At 25.7% G+C, this 26,483-nt stretch carries 22 protein-coding genes, 1 tRNA gene and 1 riboswitch; of the genes, 17 read left to right on the top strand and 6 right to left on the bottom strand.

What is annotated here, in order from left to right; translation table 11 throughout:
* Positions 1–43 precede the first annotated feature (43 nt).
* Positions 44–730 (top strand): response regulator transcription factor, encoded by a 687-nt coding sequence (locus HF862_RS01790; protein ID WP_170186197.1) that lies wholly within the window; start codon positions 44–46, stop codon positions 728–730.
* Between the two features lie 245 nt (positions 731–975).
* Positions 976–2,397, top strand: coding sequence for a cell wall metabolism sensor histidine kinase WalK (locus tag HF862_RS01785; RefSeq protein ID WP_240934743.1), 1,422 nt, complete (start codon positions 976–978; stop codon positions 2,395–2,397).
* Between the two features lie 59 nt (positions 2,398–2,456).
* Here the strand turns inward: HF862_RS01785 and HF862_RS01780 are convergent, their stop codons facing one another.
* Genes HF862_RS01780 through HF862_RS01765 form a run of 4 tightly spaced genes read right to left on the bottom strand, consistent with a single transcriptional unit; the run spans position 2,457 to position 8,551 of the window.
* Positions 2,457–2,948, bottom strand: a complete 492-nt coding sequence (locus HF862_RS01780; RefSeq protein ID WP_206038973.1) for a GNAT family N-acetyltransferase — start codon at positions 2,946–2,948, stop codon at positions 2,457–2,459.
* Complete coding sequence (locus HF862_RS01775; RefSeq protein ID WP_170186196.1) at positions 2,941–6,006, bottom strand: efflux RND transporter permease subunit; 3,066 nt, start codon at positions 6,004–6,006, stop codon at positions 2,941–2,943. The genes HF862_RS01780 and HF862_RS01775 overlap by 8 nt, the downstream gene beginning before the upstream one ends.
* 9 nt (positions 6,007–6,015) lie before the next feature.
* Positions 6,016–7,134 (bottom strand): efflux RND transporter periplasmic adaptor subunit, encoded by a 1,119-nt coding sequence (locus tag HF862_RS01770; RefSeq protein WP_170186195.1) that lies wholly within the window; start codon positions 7,132–7,134, stop codon positions 6,016–6,018.
* On the bottom strand, positions 7,124–8,551 hold the full coding sequence (locus HF862_RS01765; RefSeq protein WP_170186194.1) for a TolC family protein: 1,428 nt from the start codon (positions 8,549–8,551) through the stop codon (positions 7,124–7,126). Before HF862_RS01765 ends, HF862_RS01770 begins: the two co-directional genes overlap by 11 nt.
* Positions 8,552–8,772: 221 nt before the next feature.
* Between HF862_RS01765 and HF862_RS01760 the strand changes: the two genes are divergently transcribed.
* From HF862_RS01760 to HF862_RS01720, 9 genes are all read left to right on the top strand, one after another.
* On the top strand, positions 8,773–10,104 hold the full coding sequence (locus HF862_RS01760; RefSeq protein WP_170186193.1) for a sodium:solute symporter family protein: 1,332 nt from the start codon (positions 8,773–8,775) through the stop codon (positions 10,102–10,104).
* Positions 10,105–10,188: 84 nt separating this feature from the next.
* Entirely contained in the window at positions 10,189–11,166 is a 978-nt protein-coding gene (gene selD / locus HF862_RS01755) for a selenide, water dikinase SelD (RefSeq protein ID WP_370456838.1), read from the top strand.
* Positions 11,167–11,188: 22 nt separating this feature from the next.
* A complete protein-coding gene (gene selA / locus HF862_RS01750) occupies positions 11,189–12,589 on the top strand; it encodes an L-seryl-tRNA(Sec) selenium transferase (RefSeq protein WP_170186191.1) in 1,401 nt (466 codons plus the stop codon).
* Positions 12,589–14,331, top strand: coding sequence for a selenocysteine-specific translation elongation factor (selB, locus tag HF862_RS01745; protein ID WP_170186190.1), 1,743 nt, complete (start codon positions 12,589–12,591; stop codon positions 14,329–14,331). The genes selA and selB overlap by 1 nt, the downstream gene beginning before the upstream one ends.
* Position 14,332: 1 nt before the next feature.
* Complete coding sequence (gene yedF, locus HF862_RS01740) at positions 14,333–14,911, top strand: sulfurtransferase-like selenium metabolism protein YedF (RefSeq protein ID WP_170186189.1); 579 nt, start codon at positions 14,333–14,335, stop codon at positions 14,909–14,911.
* A gap of 10 nt (positions 14,912–14,921) precedes the next feature.
* The gene (locus HF862_RS01735; RefSeq protein ID WP_170186188.1) at positions 14,922–15,185 is read left to right on the top strand and encodes a DUF3343 domain-containing protein; all 264 of its coding nucleotides are present in this window, start codon (positions 14,922–14,924) and stop codon (positions 15,183–15,185) included.
* 10 nt (positions 15,186–15,195) lie between these two features.
* Entirely contained in the window at positions 15,196–16,359 is a 1,164-nt protein-coding gene (locus HF862_RS01730; RefSeq protein WP_170186187.1) for a L,D-transpeptidase family protein, read from the top strand.
* Between the two features lie 10 nt (positions 16,360–16,369).
* Entirely contained in the window at positions 16,370–17,131 is a 762-nt protein-coding gene (locus tag HF862_RS01725) for an SDR family oxidoreductase (protein WP_170186186.1), read from the top strand.
* A 296-nt stretch (positions 17,132–17,427) separates the two neighbouring features.
* Positions 17,428–18,813 (top strand): sodium:alanine symporter family protein, encoded by a 1,386-nt coding sequence (locus HF862_RS01720; RefSeq protein ID WP_170186185.1) that lies wholly within the window; start codon positions 17,428–17,430, stop codon positions 18,811–18,813.
* A 145-nt stretch (positions 18,814–18,958) separates the two neighbouring features.
* Here HF862_RS01720 and HF862_RS01715 read toward each other — a convergent pair.
* Positions 18,959–19,034 (bottom strand) — tRNA-Gly (locus HF862_RS01715).
* A gap of 147 nt (positions 19,035–19,181) precedes the next feature.
* Positions 19,182–19,258: riboswitch (Fluoride riboswitch) on the top strand.
* A gap of 42 nt (positions 19,259–19,300) precedes the next feature.
* Here HF862_RS01715 and HF862_RS01710 point away from each other — a divergent pair.
* The 6 genes from HF862_RS01710 to HF862_RS01685 all read left to right on the top strand — a co-directional run bounded on the left by HF862_RS01710 (position 19,301) and on the right by HF862_RS01685 (position 25,425).
* On the top strand, positions 19,301–20,512 hold the full coding sequence (locus tag HF862_RS01710) for a cation:proton antiporter (protein WP_170186184.1): 1,212 nt from the start codon (positions 19,301–19,303) through the stop codon (positions 20,510–20,512).
* 316 nt (positions 20,513–20,828) lie between these two features.
* Positions 20,829–22,142 carry a sodium-dependent transporter gene (locus HF862_RS01705; RefSeq protein WP_170186183.1) on the top strand — a complete coding sequence of 438 codons (1,314 nt, stop codon included), beginning with the start codon at positions 20,829–20,831 and terminating at the stop codon, positions 22,140–22,142.
* Positions 22,143–22,328: 186 nt separating this feature from the next.
* Positions 22,329–22,787 (top strand): tRNA (cytidine(34)-2'-O)-methyltransferase, encoded by a 459-nt coding sequence (locus HF862_RS01700; protein ID WP_170186182.1) that lies wholly within the window; start codon positions 22,329–22,331, stop codon positions 22,785–22,787.
* A gap of 1 nt (position 22,788) precedes the next feature.
* On the top strand, positions 22,789–23,313 hold the full coding sequence (locus tag HF862_RS01695; RefSeq protein ID WP_170186181.1) for a dihydrofolate reductase: 525 nt from the start codon (positions 22,789–22,791) through the stop codon (positions 23,311–23,313).
* A gap of 148 nt (positions 23,314–23,461) precedes the next feature.
* Positions 23,462–24,706 carry an OmpP1/FadL family transporter gene (locus tag HF862_RS01690; protein WP_206038972.1) on the top strand — a complete coding sequence of 415 codons (1,245 nt, stop codon included), beginning with the start codon at positions 23,462–23,464 and terminating at the stop codon, positions 24,704–24,706.
* Between the two features lie 152 nt (positions 24,707–24,858).
* On the top strand, positions 24,859–25,425 hold the full coding sequence (locus HF862_RS01685; RefSeq protein ID WP_170186180.1) for a TetR/AcrR family transcriptional regulator: 567 nt from the start codon (positions 24,859–24,861) through the stop codon (positions 25,423–25,425).
* A 15-nt stretch (positions 25,426–25,440) separates the two neighbouring features.
* On the opposite strand, the gene HF862_RS01680 is transcribed toward HF862_RS01685, so the two are convergent.
* Complete coding sequence (locus tag HF862_RS01680; RefSeq protein ID WP_170186179.1) at positions 25,441–26,478, bottom strand: hypothetical protein; 1,038 nt, start codon at positions 26,476–26,478, stop codon at positions 25,441–25,443.
* Between the last annotated feature and the right edge of the window lie 5 nt (positions 26,479–26,483).

The following is a 26,483-nucleotide window of genomic DNA, read 5'->3' as shown; positions in this document are numbered from 1 at the left end:
TTAAGTGAGTTACTTTATGTTATAATAAACTAGAGGTGAAAGAATGGCAAAAATTTTAGTAGTAGAAGATGATTTAGAAATACAACAGTTAATAACATATTTTTTTGAAAAGGAAAATCATAAAGTAGATAAAATAGATGATGGACTAAAAGCATTAAAAATTTTAAAAAAAGAAAAAAGTGATGTTGTAATTTTAGATTTAATGTTACCTGGAATAGATGGAAAAAGTTTTACTAAAATAGTAAAAAGTTTGCCAGAAGAATATGGAAATCCTAAAATAATAATGGTAACAGCCAAAACTGAAATTGAAGATGTGTTAGAGGGGCTAGAAATTGGGGCAGATGACTATTTAAAAAAACCTTTTGATCCAAGAGAATTAGTTTTAAGAGTAAAAAAATTATTAAAAGATGAGAAAAAAGAGCAAAAAGAAGAAAATTTATATAATTTTTTAGATATGGAGATAAATGTAGATACTCATATGGTATTAGTTAATGGAGAAGAGATAGAATTATCTAAGAAAGAATATGATTTATTGCTATTATTAGTTAGAAATAAAGGTTTAGTAGTAACTAGAGAAAAAATATTAGATGAAGTTTGGAATAGTAATTATTATACAGGAGATAGAACTGTAGATGTATATATTTCAAAACTAAGAGAAAAAATTCCTCTTTTATCAGATTCTATTCACACTGTGAAAGGAGTTGGTTATAAATTAAAAGAAAAGAAATAATAACAGGGATAATAATCTTATTTTTTGAAATAATCTTTGTTATTTTTAACTATGAACTACTTTCAAAGGTATATGAAGAGAGGGAAAAACAAATATTAAAAGAAGATAGTCTTTTAGTAACTCTTATATCACAAGGAAAACCTTTTAAAGAATATGGAAAACTATTTTCAGATAGTAATATAAGATTTACTATAATTGATTATGAAGGAAAAGTTTATTTCGATTCTAAAGGAAATGAAAACTCAATGGATAACCACCTTGATAGACAAGAAGTTATATCAGCTTTAGCTGGTGATGAGGGATTCCATATAAGAAAAAGTAAAACTTTAGGAGAATATTATGCTTACTATGCTGTTAAATATGGAAGTGAAGATAAGTATATAATAAGAACTTCTACAAATTATTCTGATAAAAGGGAGCAACTTATATATTTTGCTACGATTCTTACAACTTTTTTTATTGTATTAAATTGTATAATTCATTTTTTCTATATAAATTATTTAAAAAGAGATTTTGAAAATAAAATAAAAAAGATGAAAAGATATCTTGAAAAAGGAAATACTGAAAAACTTTTATACTACAAGAAAGAAGAAAAATGGTTGTTAGAATTTTGGGAAGTTTTAAAAGAGTGGCAAAAAAGAAATCTTGATAATATAGAAAAATTAGATTATGATAAAAAGTTATTAAAAATGATAATTACCTCAGTAGATGCTTTTATAGGGTTGATTGATGAAAATGGAAAATTTGTTTTAAAAAATAATTCATTAAATCATCTATTGATTGTTGATAATAAGGAATATATTAAGGCATTTAAATATATAGAAATTATTAGTGTAATTAAAAAAAGTTTACAAGAGAAAAAGGATATTAGACAAGAAATATATATTAATGGTATTAAAGAATATTTTATAATAAATATAAAAAAAATAAAAAAGAATAATCAATTTTTGATTACAATAAAGGATATAACAAATATCAGAAGAACAGTAGAGGTCCAAAAAACTTTTATAAGTAATGTAAGTCATGAATTGAAGACTCCATTAACAAATATAAAAGGATATTTAATCGCTTTAGAAGATGCTCCACAGGAAATTAGAAAAAAATTTTTAAATATTGTAGAAAATAATGTTGTAAAATTAGAAAATACTATAATAGATTTTTTAAATATTTCTAAAATTGAAAATTCTAAAATTTTACAAATTATTCCTGAAGAAATTTATAAAATAGAAAAACAAGTAAACGATAGTGTGGTGATTATAAAAAAAGAAAAAAATGCCAATATAGATTTTCATTGGAATTTATTTCCAAATAATCAAGGATTTATAAATACTGATAGGGAGAAACTAATTCTTATCTTAAAAAATTTAGTTGAAAATGGAATTATTTATAATCATTCATCAATACCAAAAATAGATATATTTGTCTATGAAGAAAAAGATAGGTATAAATTTTGTGTAAAAGATAATGGAATTGGAATTCCAGAAGACAAGATAAAAAAAGTTTTTGAAAGATTTTATAGGGTGGATAAAGCTAGAACAAGCAATTTAGGTGGAACAGGTTTAGGTTTATCAATAGTTAAAGAAGTGGTTGAACAGTTTAGTGGAGAGATAAAAATTGAATCTAAAGAGCAAGAGGGAAGTATTTTTAAATTTTATTTAATGAAATAAAAGAAGAGAGGTTGTTACAGTTTATAATAAAGAATTTGTAACAACCTCTTTTTATTGATTTAAAATATTAGTTTACTTCTTTTTTCATATAAAAAAGTATCTTGCCAAACTCCAAAAATATCCTTTGCTATTTTTTCTCTATATCCAACTTGACGAAAACCACATTTTTCATGTAATTTTATACTATTTATATTACTACTAATTATAGAAGATATTAAAGACCAATAACCTTTTTTCTCACTTTCTTTGATTAAATAATTAAGTAAAAATTTTCCAGCTCCAATATTTCTATATTCTTGATGAATATAAATACTAATTTCTACTACACCTTTATAAACATCTCTTGAAGAAGTAGGACTTAGGGAGCACCAACCTATAATTTTTTTATCTTTTTCAAGTACATATCTACAGTTTTTTAAGTGATTTTTATCCCAATTTTCAAAAGTTGGGGATTTTTTAGTAAAAGTTGATTTTCCCTCTATAAGAGCCTGTTCATAAATTTCTTTTACAAACTTCCAATCATTTGGTATCATCTCTCTTATATTAAACATTACTTTCACCTTTTTTCTCTTTTATATTAAAAAATACAGCATATGCCACAGGGAAAATAAATAGAGTTAATACAGTAGAAACAAATAATCCAAAGATAATTGTTGCTGCCATATCTCCATATAATGGGTCCCATAAAAGTGGAATCATTCCAAGAATAGTAGTAAGAGCAGCTAAAGTTACAGACCTAATTCTACTGATAGCAGAATCAATAAGTGCTATAAATTTATCTTTTTTCAAAATATTAATTTCATAGTTAATTTCATCAACTAGAACTATCATATTTTTTATCATCATTCCAGAAAGAGAAACTAATCCAATAGTAGACATAAATCCAAAACTTTTACCAGTAATAAATAATCCAGGTGCTACTCCAATAAGAGCTAACGGAAGAGCAGAGAATATTAAAAGAGGAATTTTTATACTAGCAAAAAGTAAAACACAAATAGTAAACATTATAATTACAGGTAGAGGTACAGCTTTTAATAGAGCTAAGACATTTTTTGTTTGTTCCTCATATTCACCTAACCAAGTAAGTTTATATCCTTTTGGCAATGATATAGAATTTATCTCTTTTTTAAATTCAGCTCTTACTTCTTCAGCATTTACCTCCATAGGAATATCACATTGAACAGTAATAGTTCTTACTCTATTTCTTCTCCAAATTTGTCCCTCTTCAAAAGTTAATTTTTCATTGTTTAACATATTTGAAAGGGGTAAAGCTTGCATATTTACTCCCCAAATAGGAGTTTGATTAATATTATTGATTTGATTTTCAATGTCACTAGTTTCTTTTAAGACAACAGCCACAGAGTTATCATTTTCCTGAATTCTTCCAATAGGAATTCCATTTGTAGTTCTCATAAGACCTGTTGTAATATCAATAGGTGTTACATTATTTCGAATACCTTTTGATTGAGAATAATCTCCTTCCCAAACTAAAAGTTTATTTCTCCAATCTGTTTTGGCAGTTAAAATATATGGAGATTTTTTTACAATATCAATAGTTTTATCAGCTAAATCTCTAAGAATTTGAGGGTCTGGTCCTGAGAAAGCTATTTCTATTGGATATTCAGTGGGAACTCCATTTGGATATTTTTTTGAAGTAACTACTATTCCAGATAAATTTTTATTTGCATAATCAAGAGCTAAGTCTGAAACTTTTTTAAGATTTTTTAATTTATCAATATTGATTATAAGTTCTCCATAAGATGAATTTGGCATTTCAGGGATAGTACAAACATAATATCTAGCAGGAGAAGCTCCAATTGTAGATACTACTTTTGTTACATTTTCATTTTTTTGTAAAAAATCTCCAAGTTCTTTTGTGGCTTTTTCTACAACTTCTATTTTACTTCCTTCTGGTGCCCAAAGACTCATAGTAAACCCTTTTTTATCTGAATCAGGGAAAAAAGTTTTTGGAATTTTTATAAAAATTAAAAGAGAAACTATAAAAGCCAGTCCTAAAATAGATAGAGTAGATTTTTTTCTGTTTAATAAATAATATAATAAATCTCTCAATTTATTATATATTTTTTCTTCTCTCTCACTAGGAGTAGTGATAGGTTCATCTTCTAAATATAATTTACAATATACAGGAGTTTGAGTAAGACATAAAATCCAACTTAACATAAGAGAAATTCCAATTACCCAGAAAGAAGAACTTACATATTCTCCAGTATAGCTAGCCATTAAATAAGCTGGTAAGAATGCAATAGCAGCTATAAATGTAGCTCCTAAAAGAGGAAGAGCTGGCTTATGAGTAGATTCTAAAAGAGCTTGCTCCATATCCATTCCATAATTTCTTCTTACCAAAATTCCATCAACTATAACAATAGAGTTATCAACTAACATTCCCATAGCAATTATAAAAGAACCTAATGAAACTCTTTGCATGTCAATTTTCATAACAAGCATAAAAATTAAAGTTCCTAAAATTGAAAGTACAAGGTTAGTTCCAATTATAAGGCCACTTTTTACTCCCATAGTAAGAAGTAATATTCCTACAACAGTAATTATTGAGAGAATAAGATTTAATATAAAATTATTTATAGCTGATGTAACTAAATCAGGTTGATAATAAATTTTTTCAATGTTTATTCCTGTTGGTAATTTTTCTTTTAATTCAATAATTTTTTTATCAATTACTTTTCCTGTTTTTACTATGTTACTTCCAGCTTCTGGAGAAAGAGAAATTCCCATAGACATTTTGCCATTATAAAACATTTTTTGAGATATAGGCTTTATATAATCTCTTTTAAAAGTTGCAATATCTTTTAGACGGACAATTTCATCATTTCCATCAGGAAGTTTTTTAGAAAATATTATAAGATTTTCTAGCTTTTCTATGGTATTAACTTTATTATTAAGTCTAAGATTGACTCTTAAATTTCCATAATCAATAGTCCCTCCACCTGTTATAATATTTTCACTAAGTAGGGAAGTAGCAATAAGTTTTGGACTTAGTCCCATAGAATTTATTTTTTCTCTATCAATTATAACCTCAATAGCATCAGTTAATTTTCCAAATTGAGTAACTTGAGCGATTCCATTTATAGAGTTTAATTCTTTAGTGATGTAATCAGTATATTTTCTAAGCTCCGAATAAGAATATCCATCACTTGTAACAGCTAGAAAAATTCCATAAACAGCTCCATAATCATCTAGCACAATAGGAGGTAAAGCACCTAAAGGCAAATTTATTCTAGCATCTTCAACTTTTTTTCTTAAATTATCCCAATATTGTTCAAGTTCCTCACTAGGTAAAGATTCTTTTAATTTTATTTTTACTTGAGAGTAACCAGGTTTAGATACACTTTGTAAAAAATCTATATTGGGAATTTTTTGTAAAGCTTCTTCTATTTCATTTGTGACTTGTAATTCTACAGTATGAGCATCAGCATTAGGATAAAAAGTAACTACTAAAGCTTCTTTTATTTTAAATTCAGGGTCTTCTAATTTTCCAAGTTTAAAATAGGAAAATAATCCTCCTATTACTAAAAGGAAAACCATAAATTTTACAACAATTGTATTTTTAATTGAGTAATCTATAAATTTCATAAGCCACCTCTATAAAACATTTCCTACATTAGTTTTAGAAAAAGGCTCTAATAAATTTACTTTTTGATTTTCAGATAATTCATGAACACCTTTAGTTACAACTTTATCTCCTGGATTAATATTTTTTACAATTACCATTCCATTTAAATAAGGCTTAACAATTTTAATATTTTTAATATTTACAACTCCGTCTTTATATATCCAAACGTTAGGTTCATTATTTTTTTCAAAAATAGATTCAGCTGGAATTATAATTCCTGTTTCATCTGTAGAATCAAAAATTATAGATACAATTCCTTGAGAATCTATGGGAATATCAGAATTTTCTTCAAAATTAAAAATAACAGGATAAGTTAAATTTAGAGTGCTTTTAACCCTACTTACTTCAGATAATTTAAGAGGATATTTTTTATCGTTATGGATAAAGAAAACCTCTTTTATATCCAAGAATTTATCTATATCATTTTCAGAAATATTAATTTTTACTCTTGTTTCTCCTAAAGATGAAATACCTACTACAGGTAAACCTGCCCCTACAATAGAACCATTATCAGCAAATTTTTTATGAATATAACCATCATAAGGAGCTATTAAATAAGTATCTTTTAATTGGTTTTGACAATTTTCAACACCTTTTTTAGCTTCGTCATATTGAGATAACATTGCTTTTTCTTTTGAAATAGCTGCTTTGTAACTAGCTAAAGCTTCATCATATTTTTTCTTTGTAATAGCTTTTTCTTTATATAAGATTTCAACTCTAGCAAATTGTTTTTTTGCATTGTCAGATATAGCTTTAGCTGCTTCATATCCATTTTTGGCCATAGCTTCTTTATTTTTAAAAGCTTCTAATTGTAAATTATAATCTCTTTGGTCAAGTTTAGCAATTATAGTTCCTTCACTAACAAAAGAACCAATTTCCACATTAAATTCATCTATAGGTCCAGCTACTCTAAAAGATAGATTAGCTTCTTTCTCAGGAGATACAACTCCAGGATATTGATATTCTAAAGTTTTTGGAATTAAAGTTGCCTGAAAAGTTTCTACAGGTCTAATAGTAGGTTCGATATCTTTTTTACAACCAGATATTAAAATTAAAAACATTAAAAATCCTAAAAATTTATATTTCATTATTTTTCTCTCCCTTCTTAAGAGGTTCTTTTCCCATAGCTATATTTAAAGCTCCTAGAGCAATTTCATATTGAAAATCTGCTTTTTTCTTTAGACTTAAAGCTTGATTATAACTAGCTAAAGTTTTAAAATATTCTTCATCATCTATCATATCAACTTTTTTCTCAACTTTTTTCTGTCTAAGTTTTCCCTCTTCAGCTTTAAAATTAAGATTTGCTATTTCACACATTTCCATAGATTTTACAACATTATTATAAGCTTTTGTAGTTTCAATAACTGTTGTTAAAAATTCTTTTTCCAATTTTAATTCGGATATTTTTTGTTGTCTAACAGCTTTTTTATATTCATTTACATTTTTAAAGCCATTAAAAATTGATAAAATTCCACTTACATTTCCATATAAAAAGCTTGGGTCAGCAAAAATTTCATTACTATTATTTATATAGCCACCACCCAAAATTATTTTAGGTAGAAAATTTGATATAGCAATTTTTTTAACATCTTTACTAATATCTTTAGAAAGAGAAGTAATTTTTAAAACTTCATTTCCAGAAATTGCTTGAAATATACATTCATCTAGAGGAGGAAGAGGAGAGATATTTCCAACTTCAACATCTTCTAAAGTAAAATTAGTCAAAGGACTAAGGTTTAAAGATTTCATAAGATTCATTTTAGCTACTAATAAATCTCTTTGATTATTTCTTAAAGAAGACTCTTTAGCTTTTACTAATGTAGAAGCTTTATCAAGTTCCCAAGGTAGTATTGCATCAACTTTTAAAGAAACTTTAGCTTTTCTTTCTAACTCTTTTGCTGCCTTTAAATCATCTAGCAAATATTTTTCTTCAGATTGTAGAGCTAAAATGTAATAATATTCTCCTGTAACTTGTAAAGTTGTAAGTTTAGTTGTTAGATTTTCTACAAGCTCACTAATTTTTTCTCCCTTTTGTCTAGCAGAATATAAAAACCATAATGATGGAACGAAAATAGGAATTTGTGCTCCTACTCCATAAGTATAAAAACTTTCATCAACAAGTCTTGAAGAAAGTGAATTAGGTAAAATTCCTGGAGGTATTGGGATTGGGAAAAAACTAGTAAGAGAACTTGTATCAATATTTATATCAATATTATTATCTAATTTTGTATAGCCTCCTAAAATATTAATTGAAGGCAAAAAATTTCCAAAGGTAATTTTTTTGTCTAAAGTAGCAATTTCTCTTTCTAATTGTTTTATCTTTAAATCTAAATTTCTGTCTCTATTTATCTCTAAAATTTCTTCTAAAGACAGAGTATCTCCATATTTTTTTAAATATTCTTTTTCCGTTAGAGTATTTTCTTTGTCAATATTTTTTCTAGTATCTTGATTGGAACAACCTAAAATAAAAAGAGAAAGGCAAAGAAGCAAAATCTTTTTTTTCATTTAAGTACCACCTTTAAAAATTTATAAAATAACATAAATTGTTCTTTTCAATAAGTAATTATTTTTCAATAATATATTATACAATTTATATATAGATAAGTCAATTATGAGTAAAATAAAATAACATTAAAATAAAAATGTAAACCTCTTTAAAATAAAAAATAAAAAATTAAATTTAAATATGATATAATTTTTTGTATTTCAAAAAAGGAGAAATTTTTATGAATAAACAATTTTTATTTTTATATTTTTTAATTATGTTATTAATGGGAGGACTTTCTTTTAAAAAAATAAAAGATGATAAAGATTTTTTTGTGGCTGGAAAAAAAGCTGGAATAATTCAAGTTACAGGAAGTTTATTGGCCTCTGTTGTAGGAAGTTCTGTTATACTAGGAAGTGTTGATTTTGGATATTCTTCTGGTTGGGCTGGAATGTGGTTGGTTATTTGTGCTTCATTAGGTTTCTGTGGGCTTTTACCTCTTGTAAAATATATAAAAGATTTTAAAGGATATAATTTACCAAGTATGCTTGGAAGTTTTTATGGAGAAAAAGTACAACAAGCAGCTTCTCTTTTAATTCCAATAGCTTGGCTTGGAGTAATAGCCTCTCAAATTATGGGAGCAGCTAAAATAATAAGTATAATGACAACTCTAACTTATACAGAGGGAGTGATTTTAAGTGGGGTTATTTTTATTATTTATACTTTATTAGGTGGACAACTTTCAATTATAAAAACAGATGTAGTCCAACTTGGATTTATCATTTTTGGAGTTCTTTCAACATTTTTATTTATAAATCAAGAGCCAATAACTATAAATGTTGCTCCTATGTTTAATGAAAAATTTCAAATTATAGATTTAATAGTTATGATGCTTTCTTATTCTACAACTTTTGTCGTTGGACCTGATATTTATTCAAGACTTTTTTGTGCAAAAGATGAAAAAACAATGAAGAATTCCATAATATTAACAATTTTGGTTTTATTACCATTGTCTTATATTTTAGCAAAAATAGGAATATATGGGCAACAAATTTTTGGTGGAAATGGAGTGGGAGATTCTGTTCTTTTGGTTATAGCTCAAGAAAAGTTAACAAAATTTTTAGCATTAGCTTTATATTTTGGAATTTTATCTGCTGTTATTTCTACAGCTGATACAACTTTACTTACAGCTTCATCTCTATTTGCTCAAGTATTTATAAAAGATTTGAAAAAAGAAAATTCTATTTTTGTAACAAGAATTTTAATAGTTGTATTTGGATTTTTATCAATTTTAGTAGCTATAAAAATGAAATATATATTAGCAACTCTTCTATTAGCTCTTTCAATTTATTCAGGAGCTTTTATAGTTCCAACATTTTTAGGAATCTTTGGATTTAGAGCAAAAGAGGAGATAGTAATAACTTCTATTGTTGTAGGAGGAGTTGTTGCACTAATTGGAAAAATGGTTGGTGGAAGTGTGGGAAATTATATTTCTATCTCATCATATTTTATAAATGGAATTATATTATATCTAGGTAAAAAAAATAAAAAAGAAATTTTTAGTAAAGTATGATATAATTAAATGTAATTTTATAATGAGGTGAGAAAAATGAAACTATTATTAGATAGATGTTCAATAGGTGGCTGAGCTAGTAAAATAGGACCAGAGGTTCTTTCAGATATATTAAAAACAATTCCAGTAAAGGAAGATAAAAATTTAATAGTTGGATATGAAAAGTCTGATGATGCTGCAGTATATAAGATTTTAGATGACATAGCTCTTATTCAAACTTTAGATTTCTTTACACCAATGGTGGAAGACCCATATATTTTTGGACAAATTGCTGCTGCTAATTCCCTAAGTGATGTGTATGCTATGGGAGGAAAACCTATTACAGCAATGAATATAGTTTGTTTTCCAGAAAAAGAAAATATAAAAGTTTTAGAAGAAATTTTAAGAGGTGGAGCTGAAAAAATTTATGAATCAGGTGCTGTCCTAAGTGGTGGACATTCTATTCATGACAATGAGATAAAATATGGATTATCAGTAACAGGAATCTGTTCCCCTAATAAAATTTTTAAAAATTATGGTTCAAAAGAGGGAGATATATTAATCCTTACTAAACCTTTAGGAACAGGGATAATTACAACTGCTTCAAAGATGAAAGTTGTAAAAGAAAATGAAATTCAAGAAGCCATTGAAAATATGACGACTTTAAATAAATATGCTGGAGAAATAATAGCAAAATATCCTGTTACAGCTTGTACAGATATAACAGGATTTGGATTTTTAGGACATTTATATGAAATGGCTAGTGCTTCAGAAAAAACTTTTGTAATAGAGTCTCAATATATTCCTTGCTTAAGTGGTAGTAAAGAATATGCTAAAGAATTTTATATTACAGGAAGTGGACAAAAAAATAGAAAATCTTTAGAGGGAAAAGTAAAATTTGAAAATATACCTTTTGAAATGGAAGAGATTTTATTTGACCCACAAACATCTGGAGGACTTTTATTTTCAATACCTGTTCAATATGTAAATGATGTTATGAAAGAGTTAGGAGAGCTTAAAATAAAATCTGCAATAGTAGGAAGTGTAGAAAATTTAAAAGATTTTATAATTATTGTAAGATAACTATTGCTTCAAGGAGATAATAATGAAGAGAGAATTATTAAGAGCTTTACCAAAAATTGACTACATCTTAAGTGAAAAAAAATTAGAAAAATATAAGGAAAGTGTAGATTACTACACTTTTTTGTCGTGTATAAAAGAAACTATAGAAAAATATAGAAATCTAATTTTAAAAGATTTAGAAGATTTTTCTGGTGAAGAAGATTTAAAAAATAAAATTTTAATTGAAATAATAGAAAAGTTAAAAATAGAAAAAAGAAAAAATATTGAGAAAGTTTTTAATTGTACAGGAACAATTATTCATACAAATTTAGGAAGAAGTGTTTTTCCAAAAGATATAGGAAATATTGTAGGAAATATTTTATCTGGTTATAACAATCTTGAATATGATATTGAAACTGGAAAAAGAGGAAGTAGATATAAAAATTTAGAAAGATTGATTTGTAGTGTTGTAGGAAGTGAAGGAGCTTTAGTGGTAAATAATAATGCTGCTGCTGTGGTTCTTTGTTTAAATGAATTTTCTAAAGATAAAGAGGTTATAATTTCAAGAGGGGAACTTGTAGAGATAGGAGGAAGTTTTAGAATTCCTGAAATTATAAAATTTGCAGGGGCTAAAATATCAGAAGTAGGAACAACAAATAGAACTTATAAAGAGGATTATGAAAGAGAAATTACAGAGAAAACAGGAGTTTTATTAAAAGTTCATACATCTAATTATAAAATACAAGGATTTACTCATGAAACAACAGTAGAAGAACTTTCTGAAGTGGCAAAAAAACACAATATAATTTCTATTGAAGATATAGGAAGTGGGAATTTAATAGAATTTTCAAAGTATGGTGTAAAAAATGAGCCTACAATTAAAAGAAGTTTAGAGTGTGGAATAGATATAGTTACTTTTAGTGGAGATAAACTTCTTGGAGGTTGCCAAGCTGGAATTATTGTAGGAAAAAAAGAATATATTGAAAGACTTAAGAAAAATCAATTTTTAAGAGCTATAAGAGTTGATAAAATCACTATAGCTATATTAGAAAAAGTATTTTCTATCTACCAAAATGAAAAGGAAGCTGTAGAAAATATCCCAACTTTAAGAATGATTACAGAAAAAATAGATAAAGTACAAGAAAGAGCCAATAAGTTTTCTAAAATTTTAAAAGATAAAAATATTGATAATGAAGTTATAGAAACTAAAGCAACTATTGGTGGTGGAAGTATGCCAGAAGAATTTATTGAAAGTTTTGGAATACTTTTAAAAAGTAAAATTTCTCCAAATAAATTAGAAGAAAATTTTAGAAAAAATTATATTCCTGTAATTGGAAGAATAGAGGATAAAAAATTTATTCTTGATATGAAAACAGTATTTGAAGAAGAGTTAGAAGAGTTAGGAGAAATTATACATTCAATTTATAAAGAAATGGAGATATAATGAGTGTAATTATAGGAACTGCTGGACATATTGACCATGGAAAAACTACACTTATAAAATATTTGACAGGAATAGATGCTGATAGATTACCAGAGGAAAAAGAAAAGGGAATGACAATAGATATTGGTTTTTCTTTTTTAGAAAAAGAAGGTAAAAAAATTGGAATAGTAGATATTCCTGGACATGAGAAATTTATAAAAAATATGCTTACAGGAGTAAGTGGTATCGAGTATATAATCTTTGTTATTGCTTGTGATGACGGGATTATGCCTCAGACTGTGGAACATTTTAATATTTTAAAATTTCTAGAAATTAAAAATGGAATTATAGTTCTAACAAAAAAAGACTTAGTAACAGAAGAGAAAATAAAAGAGTTAAAAAAAAGTATAAGAGAAATTTTTAAAAATTCTTTTATGGATAATTTACCTATATTAGAAACTTCTATAGATGATATAAAATCTTTTGAAAAATTAAAAGAAAAGATATTTTTTGATGTAGAAAAAATAAAAAATAAAAATTTAGATAAAAATTTTTTGATGTATATTGATAGAAGTTTTTCTCCTAAAGGTTTTGGAACTGTTGTTACAGGAAGTATAGGAGAGGGGAAAATAAATAAAGATGAATTTTTATATATTTATCCTCAAAAGACTAAAATAAAAATAAAGAATATAGAGCAACATGGAGAAAGATTAGAATATATTGAAAAAAATAATAGATGTGCATTAAATATTTCGGGGATTGATTATAAGGATATTAGACGGGGAGATTTTTTATATAGTGAAAATAATTTAAAATCTACTGAAATTATAAATGTGTATCTTTCTTTAATTGAGGGAAATAAAATAAAACCTAATCAAAAAATAAGAATTTATGTTGGAACTTCTGAAATTATAGGAAAAATAAGAGTATTGGAAGAATTATCTAAAAATAATTTTTTATGTGAAATAATTTTAGAAAAAGAAAATTATTTTTTCCAAAATCAATTAGGAATAATGAGAAACTATTCTCCACTTGTAACTTTAGGTGGAATAAAAATTTTAAAAGTTTTTGGAAAAAAAGTAAGAAAAAAAACTATAGAATACGGCGAATATATTGAGGAGTTAAAAAATACTTTATTAGGTCTTGAAAATAAAAATAAAGAGATAAATATAGATAAAATTTTAAATTTTTTATTAGATTATCATAAAAAAAATTATTTAGAAAAAGGGATTGATACAAAGGAATTAAAAAAGTTTTTTTCTAATAAAATAGAAAACATACAAGAAATTATAGATGAACTTACATTATTAGAAAAAATAAAAGTAATTCAAGGAAAAATCTCTCTTATAGATTTTAAAATAAAACTTACTAAAGATGACAAAAAAATAAAAGAAGAAATTTTTAGTATATATAAAAATGCTAGATTTTTACCATATAAATATGAGATAATAGAGGAAAGTTTAATAAAAAAAGGTTATCAATTAAATAACATAAAATCCATTCATAAATATATGGTAGAGGAAAATATGTTAGAATATTTAGGTGAGAATAGATTTATTCTTTCTGGATATTTCAAAGAAAGTATGAAACTATTAAAAGAGTATTTTGAAAGTGAAGAAAATAAGGAAAAAGGAATAACTCTAGGAGAATTTAGACAATTAATAAATACAAATAGAGATATTGCAATTCTTCTTATAAATAAACTAGAAAAAATAAATTTTTTGGTAAATAGAAAAAATATAAGATACATAAAAGGAGAATGAAATGGTAAAAGTAAATGCTGTGGGATTTCTTTGCCCTATACCTGTTATAATGACTAAAAAAGCTTTAAATGAGATAGAAGAGGGAGAAGTAGAAATATTAGTAGATAATGAAACTGCTAAGGAAAATTTAGAAAAATTAGGAAAAGAGTTAGGATTTGCTTATAAATCTGAAAAAGTTGATGAAAATTATAAAGTTGTGATTACAAAAATAAAAGTAGAAGAAAAGCAAGAAAAAATAAAAGAGGAAAATATTGTTGTTATAATAGACTCTGATGAAATGGGAAAAGGAGATAAGGAATTAGGAGAAATTTTAGTGAAAGGTTTTGTATACTCTTTAACAGAAATGGAAGTTTTACCAAAAACTGTTATTCTTTATAATAAGGGTGTATACCTTGCAACTGTTAATAAAAATACTATAGAAGATTTAAAAAAATTAGAAAATATGGGTGTTGAAGTGATTGCTTGTGGAACTTGTGTAAACTATTATGGATTACAAGATAAATTACAAGTTGGAAGTTTGACTAATATGTATACTATTATAGATAGACAATTTAAAGCTACAAAAATAATAAGAGTTTAGTGGAGATAATATGGTTTTAGAAGAAAGATTTTTAGTTGTATCAGCTGAATCAACACATTTAGTAATAAAAGTAGAAAAAACTTTACAAGGTGAAAATATAGAGTGTAGAATAATACCTTTACCTACAGAGATTTCTGCAAATTGTGGATTAGCTATAAAATTAGATGAAAACTATTTAGAGAAAGTTAAGGAAATAATTGAGAAAGAAAATTTAGAGGTAAAAATTTCTTTAGTAGAAAAAAAAGGGTTTAAAAAAAATATAATTAATTTATAGGGGGAGTTTTGTGAAAAAAAGAATAATTGGAATTATATTTATTTTATTTAGTACTTTTTTATTTGGAAAAAAATCAAATATAGTTGTAGAAAATAGGTACGATAACTTAATCCACAATGATATAAAAGTAGATATAAAATATAAAGAGGATGATTTACCAGAATTATTAGATTATGTTTTTATAAAAACTTTGCATGCTGCTATTAGAAAAGAACCAAACCCCAAAGCAGAGCTTATATACAATGCTCCTTTTAATACTAAATATAGACTTTTAGAAAAAGTTAAAGTTGGAGAAACTCATTGGTATAAGGTAAAAACTTCAAAGGGAATTGGTTATGTTTTTGAAAAAAGTGCTGACGTAAAAACATTTAGATTTGAAAAAATGGTAGAGAGAATAAAAGATGTAGAGAAATTTATAGATGAAAATAATCAAAATAATATAAAACTTGCTTCTACAAATTCATATTTACCTAATCCATATAATAAAGATATGAGAAGAACAAAGGATAAATATGGAATTTCAATAGACCAAAATATAGTTGGTGTTTATGAAAAAGAAAATATTGAATTACATATTCCAGATAGGTCAGTATTAAGTGTATTAGAAATTAAAGGCAACAAAGCTAAAGTAAAAGTGGAAGGAATTCCAGAATCTCCATTGGTTATTGACAAAAGATATCTTTCATACAATCCCAAAATAGAAGAGGGATTTGAAAAAGCCATTGTTGTAGATATAGAAAATCAAAACTTAGCAGCTTTTGAAAAAATTAATGGAGAGTGGACTTTAATTTCATATATCTATGCAAAAACAGGTATAGAAAGTCAGTTAGGATTTGAAACTCCTAGAGGGTCTTTTATAGTTCCATTACTTAAATATGAAATGGGATATAGAGATATTTATGGAGATGATATGGGAATAGCAAGATATGCTATAAGATTTAGTGGTGGTGGATATTTACATGGAACACCTGTTGACCATGTAGAAGTAGACAATGAAGATTTTTTCTTAAAACAAAAAGAAGATGGACTTGGAACCTTTAAAGGAACTAGAAAATGTATAAGAAATACAGTTTCTCATGCAAAATTTTTATTTGATTGGATATTAGGAGATGAGAGAAATCAAAATTCTAATTATCAAAGGCCACAAGAAAATGTTATGTTTATAATTTTCTAAGAGGTATATTATGAATATTTTAATTACAGGAGTTACTAAGGGAATAGGATATCAATTAGTATCTGAATTTGTAAAAAGAAATCATAAAGTATTTGGAATTGGAAGAACAGAAGAAAAACTTTTAGAATTAAAAACTAAATATGGTGAGAACTTTATTCCTCTAAATTATGATATTACTTTAGAAGAAAATATTGAAAAAATTTTTAAAGTTTTAGATGAAAATAGTATATCTATAGATATATTGATAAATAATGCAGGTATTGGATTTTTGGGAGAGTTTTATAATATAGATTATAAAAGTAATGAAAAAATGATAGATTTAAATATCAAATCTCTTATGCATATAACTTATAAATTTATAAATAAATCTTTAGAAGAAAATATTGAGAAAATTAGAGGAATAATTAATATTTCATCAACAGCAGCCTTTCAAAGTGGAGGACCATATTTTGCAGTGTATTATGGAACAAAAGCTTTTGTTTCATCTTTTACAAATGGTATTACAGAAGAGTTAAGAGATAAAAATTTTAAAGTTATGGGAGTTTATCCAGGACCAACTAAAACAGAATTTGTGGGAATGGAAAAAGAAAAAAGTTTTTATACTATGGAAGCGAAAAAAGTTGCTAAAATTATAGTACAAGATTTTTTTAATGAAAAAGAAATTTCAATACCAGGATTTTTCAATAAAATTTTGGTATTCATAGGAAAAGTTATCCCTAGAAAATTAGAATTAAAATTTTTGAAAAAAATACAATTAAAAAAGCTAAAATAAAATTAGAGGAGATATTAATAAATTAATATCTTCTTTTTTTATATAAAATTTATTTCTATAAAAAATATTTTTTATTTGATATATTATGTAGAAAAAATTGTATTAATATTTATTTTTATTTAGAAAAAGAAAAATCAAAACGAACAAATAATAGAATAAAAAAAATAAAAAATATTGAAATTAAATAAAAAAATTATTGTTAACCGAACAAAAAATAAAAAATATTGTTATCTTTTTTTTTAATTTTAATGATGATATACTTATATAGTAAAATATTATAAAAGGCAGGGATTTATATGGAAATTTTTAAAAACTTAGTTGAAGGAGTTAATAACCTGTTATGGGGGAAAAACATCTTAGTTGTATTATTAATAGGTGCAGCAATGTTAGCTACATTAGGAACAAAATTTATGCAATTTAGATTACTTAAACCTATATTATCAGTGTTTACAAATGAAGAGAAAAGAGAAGATGGAATAAGTTCTATTGAAACATTTTTTTTAGGAACAGCTTGTAGAGTAGGAGCTGGAAATATAGCTGGAGTAGTGGCTGCAATAACAGTAGGAGGACCTGGTTCATTATTTTGGATGTGGTTAGTAGCTTTATTTGGAGCAGCAACATCTTTTATTGAATCAACATTATCAGTTATTTATAGAGAGAAAAATAAAGATGGAAATTATATTGGTGGAACACCATGGATTATAAAACAAAGATTAAAACTTGGTTGGCTTGGAGGATTATATGCAATAGCTTCTATAATTTGTTATATTGGAGTTACTCAAGTTATGTCAAACTCTATAACAGAATCTGTGGCTAGTGCTTATAATATAAAACAAAGTTGGGTTTCGATAGCTTTAACAATAATAGTGGCAGCTATTATATTTGGAAGAGGAAAAAAAGATGTGATTATAGCATCACTTAATAAAATAGTTCCTGTAATGGCTGGATTATATTTAGGAGTTGTACTTTATATAATTCTTACAAATATATCTTCAATTCCAATGATGATAGTAGACATATTCTCAAAAGCTTTTGGAACAAAAGAGGTAGCTGGTGGAGCTATAGGAATTGTAATAATGCAAGGAGTTAGAAGAGGATTATTCTCTAATGAAGCAGGAAGCGGAGATTCTAACTATGCAGCAGCTGTAGTTGATATAGACCAACCAGCAAAACAAGGAATGGTTCAAGCTTTAGGAGTTTTTGTTGATACTTTATTAGTATGTAGTGCTACAGCCTTTGTAGTTCTTTTAGCTGGGGCTAAAAATGTAGTTGGAGTTCAAGGAATGGTATTGAATGGAAAAGAATTAAGTGGAATGGCTTTATTCCAAGAAGCTATAAAAAGTCATATAGGAATAGTTGGACTTCCATTTACTGTTGTTGTTATTTTCTTTTTCTCACTAAGTACAATTCTTGCTGTAACCTTCTATGGAAGAAATGCTCTTAACTATTTGACAGAAAAAACAGGAATAAATATTGTATATCAAATTCTTATTATTTTAATGGTTTATATTGGTGGAATAAAACAAAACTTCTTTGTATGGTCATTAGCAGATTTTGGTTTAGGAATAATGACAGTTATAAATATTATTTGTTTAACACCAATAGCAAAAGAAGCTATATCAGAATTAAAAAAATATGAGATAATTCTAAAAGAAGAAAATCAAAAAATAAAAAATAAATAGAAGTTTATTATAATGAATGTATGAAACTACACTTTCAATTTTAATTAAAAATGGAAGTGTAGTTTTTTATATTTTTTCAAAAAATAAAAAAAGAACTAAAATATTTAGTTCTTTTGAGATGATTGTGAATATTAATTATAAAAAATGGAGCGGGAAACGAGGTTCGAACTCGCGACATTCAGCTTGGAAGGCTGACGCTCTACCAACTGAGCTATTCCCGCAACAAAATAATTTTATCAAAAGTTTTATTTTTTGTCAATATATTTTTTTAAAACTAAACAAACTTATTGATTTCCAATGATTTTATTTTTATAAAAAATTTTTACTTGTAAGTTTAAAAAAAATAAGATATAATAATCCTGTAAAAATTAATAATTGGAGATGAGGCTCTCCAAACACTTTTGTGTAAAATGCTTATAACTAAGATGATAGCTTCTACAAATGTTTTTTTCATTTGTAGAAGTTTTTTTATTTTAAAGGAGGAAATATGTTATTTAGTTTAGCAGTTTTTATTTTAATAGCTATATCTTTAGCTAAAGTTTTTGAAAAATTAAGACTTCCAGGACTTTTAGGAATGCTTTTTACAGGAATTTTATTAGGAGAATATTCTAGAGATTATTTTGTAAATACTTTAAATTTAAAATTTTTAGAGTCATTTTTTATATCAGATAAAATATTAGAAATCTCTCCTGACTTAAGACTTTGTGCTTTAATTGTGATTTTAATCAGAGCAGGACTTGGAATAGATAGGGAAGTGTTGAAGAAAATTGGAAAAACAGCTATAAAAATGGCTGCTTTACCTTGTCTTTTTGAAGGATTTACTATTATGTTAATCACTCATATTTTACTTGGATATTCTTTTGCTATTTCAGGATGTTTAGGATTTATAATAGCAGCTGTATCTCCAGCTGTGGTTGTACCAGAGATGTTAAATTTAAAAGAAAAGAATTTAGGAAAAGAGAGAGAAATTCCAACTATAATTTTGGCTGGAGCTTCAATAGATGATATATTTGCTATAACTTTATTTTCATCATTTTTATCAATAGCCTTAGGAAAAGGTGTAAATATTTACAAAGAACTTTTAAAAATTCCTATGAGTATTATAAGTGGATTAGTTTTAGGAATTGGAGTAGGAATCTTACTTGTTAAACTTTTTAAAACTTATCATATAAGAGATACAAGAAAAGCAATTTTATTTTTAATGATTGCCATAGTTTTTCATCAAATAGAAGTTTTAAATTTATTTCCAATGGCTAGTCTTTTAGGAATAATGGCAATGGGATTTATAATTTTAGAAAAATATCCAGAACTTGCCCAAAGACTTTCATTAAAATTTAATAAAATTTGGGTATTTGCTGAAGTTTTATTATTTGTCTTAATAGGAGCAGCTGTAAATATTAAAGTTGTATTTGCTTCTAGTATTGTAGGAGTTATAATAATTATAATAGGACTTATTGGGAGAATGATAGGAGTTCGTGTAGCCTTATTTGGTTCTGATTTAACTAATAATGAAAAACTTTTTTGTGGACTTGCCTATATTCCAAAGGCTACAGTACAAGCAGCTATATCAGGAATTCCATTGATGATGGGAGTACCACATGGAGAAATATTACTTGCTATTGGAGTTTTGTCTATAATAGTTTCTGTTCCTATTGGAGTTATTGGAATTAGATTAGGACAAAAAAAATTATTAAATTAAACAAAAAAAACTTGACAATGAAATATCATAGTGATAGAATACAAGAAATAAAATTACAAACTAAAAGGAGGGATATTTATGAAAATTTACAATTTAAATACTAGACAAAATATTTCCTCTGTAGATACATTTTGGTGGTGGAGTTTCTAAGATAAGTTTGTAATTGTTTGATAAAACAGATACAAACTAATTTTGTTTTGGAAATTTCAATAATTTGTATCTGTGTGTAATATTTAAAGTAATTAATAATGACTATCAGATACATTTGATAGTCATTTTTTTATATATAATTTTAATTTTAATGGAGGACAGAAAAATGAAAGAGAAAAGAGAAAAATTTAGTAACCGACTTGGATTCATTCTATCATGTGTAGGAGCAGCTGTAGGGCTTGGAAACATTTGGATGTTCTCTTGGAAACTAGGTACTTTTGGTGGAGGAGCTTTCCTTATTCCATACTTTTTATTTATGGCTTTCTTTGCTTATGTTGGACTTATATCAGAGATTTCTTTTGGAAGAATGATAAAAAAAGGTGTAATGGGAGTTTCTGAACTTATGCAAGAAAAAAAATTCCCTCTTGCTAAATATTTACCACTTATATCTATAATATCTGTTTCAGGAATTTTTACATTTTATGTAATTGTTTTTGGATGGATAATAAAATACTTTTATTCTTATATAACTATTGATATGAATAGTGTTAATTATCCAGAATATTTTGGAAACTTTGTAGGGACACCTGATTCAATTATTTGGCATATATTAGCTGGTGTAATAAGTATTGGAGTTATTTCTTTAGGTGTTGTTAAAGGAATAGAAAAATTAAATAAAATCATAATGCCTTTAATGTTTATTATATTTATAGGGCTTATGATAAAATCTATAACTTTACCAGGAGCAACAGAAGGTATAAAATATTTACTTACTCCAAAATGGGAAGCTCTAGCAAATCCAATGACTTGGGTTATGGCTTTAGGACAATCTTTCTTTACAGTTGGACTTAGTGGTTCAGCTTTACTTGTTTATGGAAGCTATGTTGATGATAATATGGATATTACAAATGGAGTATTTCATACTTGTGTATTAGATACTATAGCAGCTTTACTAGCTGGATTTGTAATTATTCCTGCTGCCTTTGCTTTGGGACATAATCCAGGAGCTGGGCCAGGACTATTATTTATCACAGTACCAGCAATTTTCTCTCAAATAGCTGGAGGAAAAATTTTAGCTGGAATATTTTTCCTAAGTGTAATATTTGCTGCTGTATCATCAGCTATAAATCAATTGGAAGTACCTGTAGAAGCATTTATGTATAAATTTAATGTTTCAAGAAAAAAAGCAAGTGTTATAGTAGGAACTATTTTAGTTTTAATAGGAATTCCTCTTGACTTAAATATGGATTTATTTGGAAAATTTGCTGACTTTATGTCTGTAATTTTAATTCCTTTAGGGGCTTTAATTGTTTTATTCTTCTATTATTTCTTTATAGATAATCAAAAAATTATAGCTGAAATAGATAAAGGAGCTCACTCTAAAAAAGGAAAATATGTCTTAACTATTGGAAAATATATATTTGTACCTGGAACAGCTTTAGTATTAATTCTTGGTATGATATTTGGAAGTATAGGATAAAAATTAATTTTTAATAATAAGGTGTTGTAAATTTTATTTATTATTAACAATCTATAAAATACAGCACCTTTTTTATTTTTTGTAAATTATTTATTAGTATAAATTTAGAAAATTTAATGATATTATTTAAAAAATATGATAAAATGTAATGTAAAAATAATAAAACAATTAATTTTAGGAGGATATATGAATATAGTTTTATATGAACCAGAAATTCCTTACAATACAGGGAATATTGGACGTTCTTGTGTACTTACAAACTCTACTCTTCATCTTATAAAACCTTTAGGATTTTCTTTAGATGAAAAAAATGTTAAAAGGGCAGGGCTTGATTATTGGCATTTAGTAAAAATTAAAGAGTGGGATAGTTATGAGGATTTTTTAAAAGGAAATCCTGATGGTAATTTCTACTATGCAACTACAAAATGTAAAAATAGATATTGTGATGTAAAGTTTAAAGAAAATGATTTTATAATATTTGGACCAGAGTCAAGAGGATTACCAAAAGAGATTTTAGAAGCTAATCCTGATAAATGTATAACTATTCCTATGATAGAAATGGGACGTTCTTTAAATCTTTCAAACTCAGCAGCAATTATATTATATGAAGCTTTAAGACAAACTGATTTTAATTTTGGAGAATAATATGATAAATATTATTGTTGCAATAGATAAAAATTATCTTATTGGAAACAGAAATAAAATTCCTTGGAATATTCCAGAAGATTTGAAACTTTTTAAAGAAAAAACTACTGATAATTTTTTACTTATGGGAAGAAAAACCTTTGAGAGTATAGGAAAACCATTACCTAATAGAGTAAATATAGTTATAAGTAAAAGTTTAAATTCAGATTTTAAAATAGAAGAAAATAAAATTTATAAATTTGAAGATTTATTAAATAAAATTATAGTTTTTTCTAATATTGAAGATGGACTAGAATTTTATAAAAAAATTAATTTTAAAAATAATTATGATAAAGACATTTATATAATCGGTGGTGGAAGTATATATAATGAGTTTATTCAAAAGAAAAATTTTCATAAACTTTGTATCTCTCATATTGATGGAGATTTTTTAGGAGACACCTATTTTCCAAAGATTAATTTTAAAGATTATAAAATAATTTTAGAAAAAAAATTTAATAATTTTATTTATAGGGAATATATCTAACTTTGTTAGATATATTTTTTTATTTAATAATAAGAAAAAATTAAAAATATTTTTGAATTTAAAAAAATTTTTCTTGATTTTTTATAGAAACATATGTTATATTATATATGTACGATTACGAATGTTATTTTATGGAGGAAATATAGAAATGATTTTAAAAAAATTAACTATAGCATCTTTATTAATTAGTGCAACAGCTTTTGGTGCTTCAATAGACCATGTACAAAATTATACAGCTGAGTATGGAGCAAACCCAGCTCAACAAGGAGCAATTAACTATGGAACAACTGTTAACTTCAACCCAGCAGGATTAATGAGATTAGAAAATGGAACATATTTCACTGGTGGGCTTCAATATGCTTTTGGAGACCAATCAATGACTCAAAATGGAAAAGAATTTGATTCAGATTTATCATCTCCAATTCCTAACTTTGCTGTTTATAAAAAAACTGATGATGGAGCTTTATTCTGGACTTTTGGTGCAGTAGCTGGAGGAGCTTCTTTAGAATATAAAAATAGTATTCCTTTACCAGCAGGGATGAATGGAATGTTAGATGGAACTAATATAAAAGGTTCAAATCAATATGCTCAAACAACTATTGGTAAAGCTTGGAATGTAAATGAAAAATTATCAATGTCATTAGGATTAAGAGCAGTTTATGGATTAAGAACTTTAGAAGCAAATACTACTACAAATACTAATTTTCCTATATTAGGAGCTGGAAAAAAAGCATCAATAGATTCTGAAAGAACAGCCTTTGGTGTAGGAGTTCAATTAGGTTTAAACTATACTGCTAATGATAGATTAAATATTGGTTTTAGATATGATAGTAGAGTAAAATTAGATTTTAAAACTGATGCAACTATAAATGATGATACTTTAGTTTTAGGAGAAGATTACAGTATTTCAGGAGGATTATTAGGAATTTATCCTGTTTATGCTGATGGATTAAAAACTAGAAGAGATTTACCAGCTTTAATGGCTTTAGGAGCTTCATATAAAGTAACTGATGATTGGACAGCATTTATTGGAGGAAACTACTATTTCAATAAAGACGCAAAAATGGATAGAGTTGGAACTAATCCTGGAAGATATGCTTATGACAATGGATGGGAAATTTCTTTAGGTTCTGAATATAAATTAAATGATAAAGTATCTTGGTTAGCAGGAATTAACTATGCTGATACAGGAGCAAAAGAAACTACATATGCAGCTACAGAATATTCAATAGGTTCTATAATGCTTGGAACAGGATTTAAAATTAAACAAGATGAAAATACAGAATGGACAATAGGTTATAGCCACTACTTCTATGATTCTACTACATTTAATGGAATTAAATATGAAAAAGATATAAGAAGTATAGGATTTAACTTCGTAAAAAAATTCTAATTTTATAAAAAATTATTTAGATGAGGTTAATTACCTCATCTTTTTAATGACTAAATAAAATTTTATCTTAAAAAAAGCAAAAAAATTTGTTTACTTTTTTATAAAAATGTAGTATTATAATAATCATGTAATAAGTTTTTGGAGGGTTGGCTATGCCAAAAAAAGTTGTTTTTAGAAAAGAGATTGTATTTGATAAAGCTTTTGAGATGTTTGAAAAACATGGTTTAGATTTCATTACAGCTAGAAATCTTGCAAAAGAATTAAAAGCTTCACCAGCTCCTATCTATTCAAATTATGGTTCTATTGATGAGTTAAAAGAAGAGTTAATTTCAGTAGCTAAAAATAGATTTATGGAATATATAAAAAAACCATTTACTGAATTTACATATCTTAATATTGGTATGGGAATTTGTGTATTTGCTAGAGAAAATAAAGAACTTTTCACATCTATATTTTTAAGAGAGCAATCTTTTACAGATTTAATAAGAAGATTTAGAAATGCTACTAGAGAAGAAATAGAAAAAGATGAGAGATTTGAAGGATTACCTACAGAGTTTAAAGAAGACCTTTTAATGGATTGTTGGATATTTGCTCATGGATATTCTACTCTAATTGCTACAGGATATATAAATCCTACAGATGAAGAAATAAGAGAAAGACTTCTTTCTGGTGCAGGAACAATGATATATTCTAAATTAAAAGAAAAAAAGGGAGTGTAATCTCCCTTTTTTATTTTAAAATTTTGTAGTTCTTACAAGAGTTCGTATATCATCTAAGAAAAATAGGTCAAATTTTCTTCTTATTTCATCTTCTATAATTTGTCTTTCATTTTCAAAAATTACATTTCCATTTCCTTTTATAGTCCGAACTATATAATCAGTGTCAAAAGAAAAATGTCTTCTATTTAATAGCTTTCTATCAGAAACTTTAAAAAGATTAAAATATCCATCTACAGAAATTCTATTTTCTTTTATAATTATTGTTTTTCCATCTCTTTCTTCAGTAGTTATAGAGAAGGGGAATATATTTGTTCTTGTAATGCTCATTTCAATTATATAATCTGTGTTTAGAGAGTTATAAAATCTACTGGCCCCCTTAAAATAAATATATTTATCTAGTAATAAATTAAAATTTCTATTAGAGATTTTATTTACCTCATCTCTAACTATGTTAGAAATAGTATCAAAACCAAAATTATCAGTTAAAAGACCTATTTCAATAGTGACCTCTTTTTCTAAAGTAACTTTTTTTTCAAAAATTTTATTACTAGGTACATACTCTAAAAATTTTTGATATTCTTCTATCTTTTTTATTTTCATATCTCTTGAATAAAAATCTGTTTTTTCAGCAAGTATAAAATTTTCAATTTTTTTTATAACTATATTTTTATCTTTATTGTAATCTTTGCTATCATAAATTATACTTTTATTTTTTAGAGATAATTTTTTTGCCTCTTCATTTGAAAATACATATAATTTTAATTTTTCAATATCTTCAAAAGAAAGATTAGATTTTTTCATAACATTATTTTTATCAGCTATTATTTTTGAGTATTGTACATTAAAAAGAGTTGTTCCCTCTAAAGAATGTGGTACATTTTCTAAGCCATCAACTAATTTTTCAACTCCCTTTAAAGTAATGCCCTCTTCATTATATATTTCAGTAGCACTTTTTATATTTTTCTTTCCTAAATAATTATCCAATACAGTACAACCATTTAGTATAAAAATAAATCCAAAAACCAAAAATATATTCAAGACTTTTTTTCTCATAAATT

Source organism: Fusobacterium sp. FSA-380-WT-3A (assembly GCF_012843705.1).
Lineage (GTDB): Bacteria > Fusobacteriota > Fusobacteriia > Fusobacteriales > Fusobacteriaceae > Fusobacterium_B.
Note: the sequence above shows the minus strand (reverse complement) of the source record. Positions and strands in the feature narration are given on the sequence as shown.

Excerpts from the sequence above, each read along its gene's own strand:
- HF862_RS01775 (WP_170186196.1), bottom strand. The coding sequence starts at position 6,006 with ATGAAATTTATAGATTACTCAATTAAAAATACAATTGTTGTAAAATTT.
- yedF (WP_170186189.1), top strand. The coding sequence starts at position 14,333 with ATGGTAAAAGTAAATGCTGTGGGATTTCTTTGCCCTATACCTGTTATA.
- HF862_RS01770 (WP_170186195.1), bottom strand. The coding sequence starts at position 7,134 with ATGAAATATAAATTTTTAGGATTTTTAATGTTTTTAATTTTAATATCT.
- HF862_RS01690 (WP_206038972.1), top strand. The coding sequence starts at position 23,462 with ATGATTTTAAAAAAATTAACTATAGCATCTTTATTAATTAGTGCAACA.
- HF862_RS01760 (WP_170186193.1), top strand. The coding sequence starts at position 8,773 with ATGAATAAACAATTTTTATTTTTATATTTTTTAATTATGTTATTAATG.
- HF862_RS01765 (WP_170186194.1), bottom strand. The coding sequence starts at position 8,551 with ATGAAAAAAAAGATTTTGCTTCTTTGCCTTTCTCTTTTTATTTTAGGT.
- selB (WP_170186190.1), top strand. The coding sequence starts at position 12,589 with ATGAGTGTAATTATAGGAACTGCTGGACATATTGACCATGGAAAAACT.
- selA (WP_170186191.1), top strand. The coding sequence starts at position 11,189 with ATGAAGAGAGAATTATTAAGAGCTTTACCAAAAATTGACTACATCTTA.
- HF862_RS01710 (WP_170186184.1), top strand. The coding sequence starts at position 19,301 with ATGTTATTTAGTTTAGCAGTTTTTATTTTAATAGCTATATCTTTAGCT.
- HF862_RS01780 (WP_206038973.1), bottom strand. The coding sequence starts at position 2,948 with ATGTTTAATATAAGAGAGATGATACCAAATGATTGGAAGTTTGTAAAA.
- HF862_RS01680 (WP_170186179.1), bottom strand. The coding sequence starts at position 26,478 with ATGAGAAAAAAAGTCTTGAATATATTTTTGGTTTTTGGATTTATTTTT.
- HF862_RS01790 (WP_170186197.1), top strand. The coding sequence starts at position 44 with ATGGCAAAAATTTTAGTAGTAGAAGATGATTTAGAAATACAACAGTTA.
- HF862_RS01725 (WP_170186186.1), top strand. The coding sequence starts at position 16,370 with ATGAATATTTTAATTACAGGAGTTACTAAGGGAATAGGATATCAATTA.
- HF862_RS01735 (WP_170186188.1), top strand. The coding sequence starts at position 14,922 with ATGGTTTTAGAAGAAAGATTTTTAGTTGTATCAGCTGAATCAACACAT.
- HF862_RS01720 (WP_170186185.1), top strand. The coding sequence starts at position 17,428 with ATGGAAATTTTTAAAAACTTAGTTGAAGGAGTTAATAACCTGTTATGG.
- HF862_RS01685 (WP_170186180.1), top strand. The coding sequence starts at position 24,859 with ATGCCAAAAAAAGTTGTTTTTAGAAAAGAGATTGTATTTGATAAAGCT.
- HF862_RS01700 (WP_170186182.1), top strand. The coding sequence starts at position 22,329 with ATGAATATAGTTTTATATGAACCAGAAATTCCTTACAATACAGGGAAT.
- HF862_RS01785 (WP_240934743.1), top strand. The coding sequence starts at position 976 with ATGGATAACCACCTTGATAGACAAGAAGTTATATCAGCTTTAGCTGGT.
- HF862_RS01695 (WP_170186181.1), top strand. The coding sequence starts at position 22,789 with ATGATAAATATTATTGTTGCAATAGATAAAAATTATCTTATTGGAAAC.
- HF862_RS01705 (WP_170186183.1), top strand. The coding sequence starts at position 20,829 with ATGAAAGAGAAAAGAGAAAAATTTAGTAACCGACTTGGATTCATTCTA.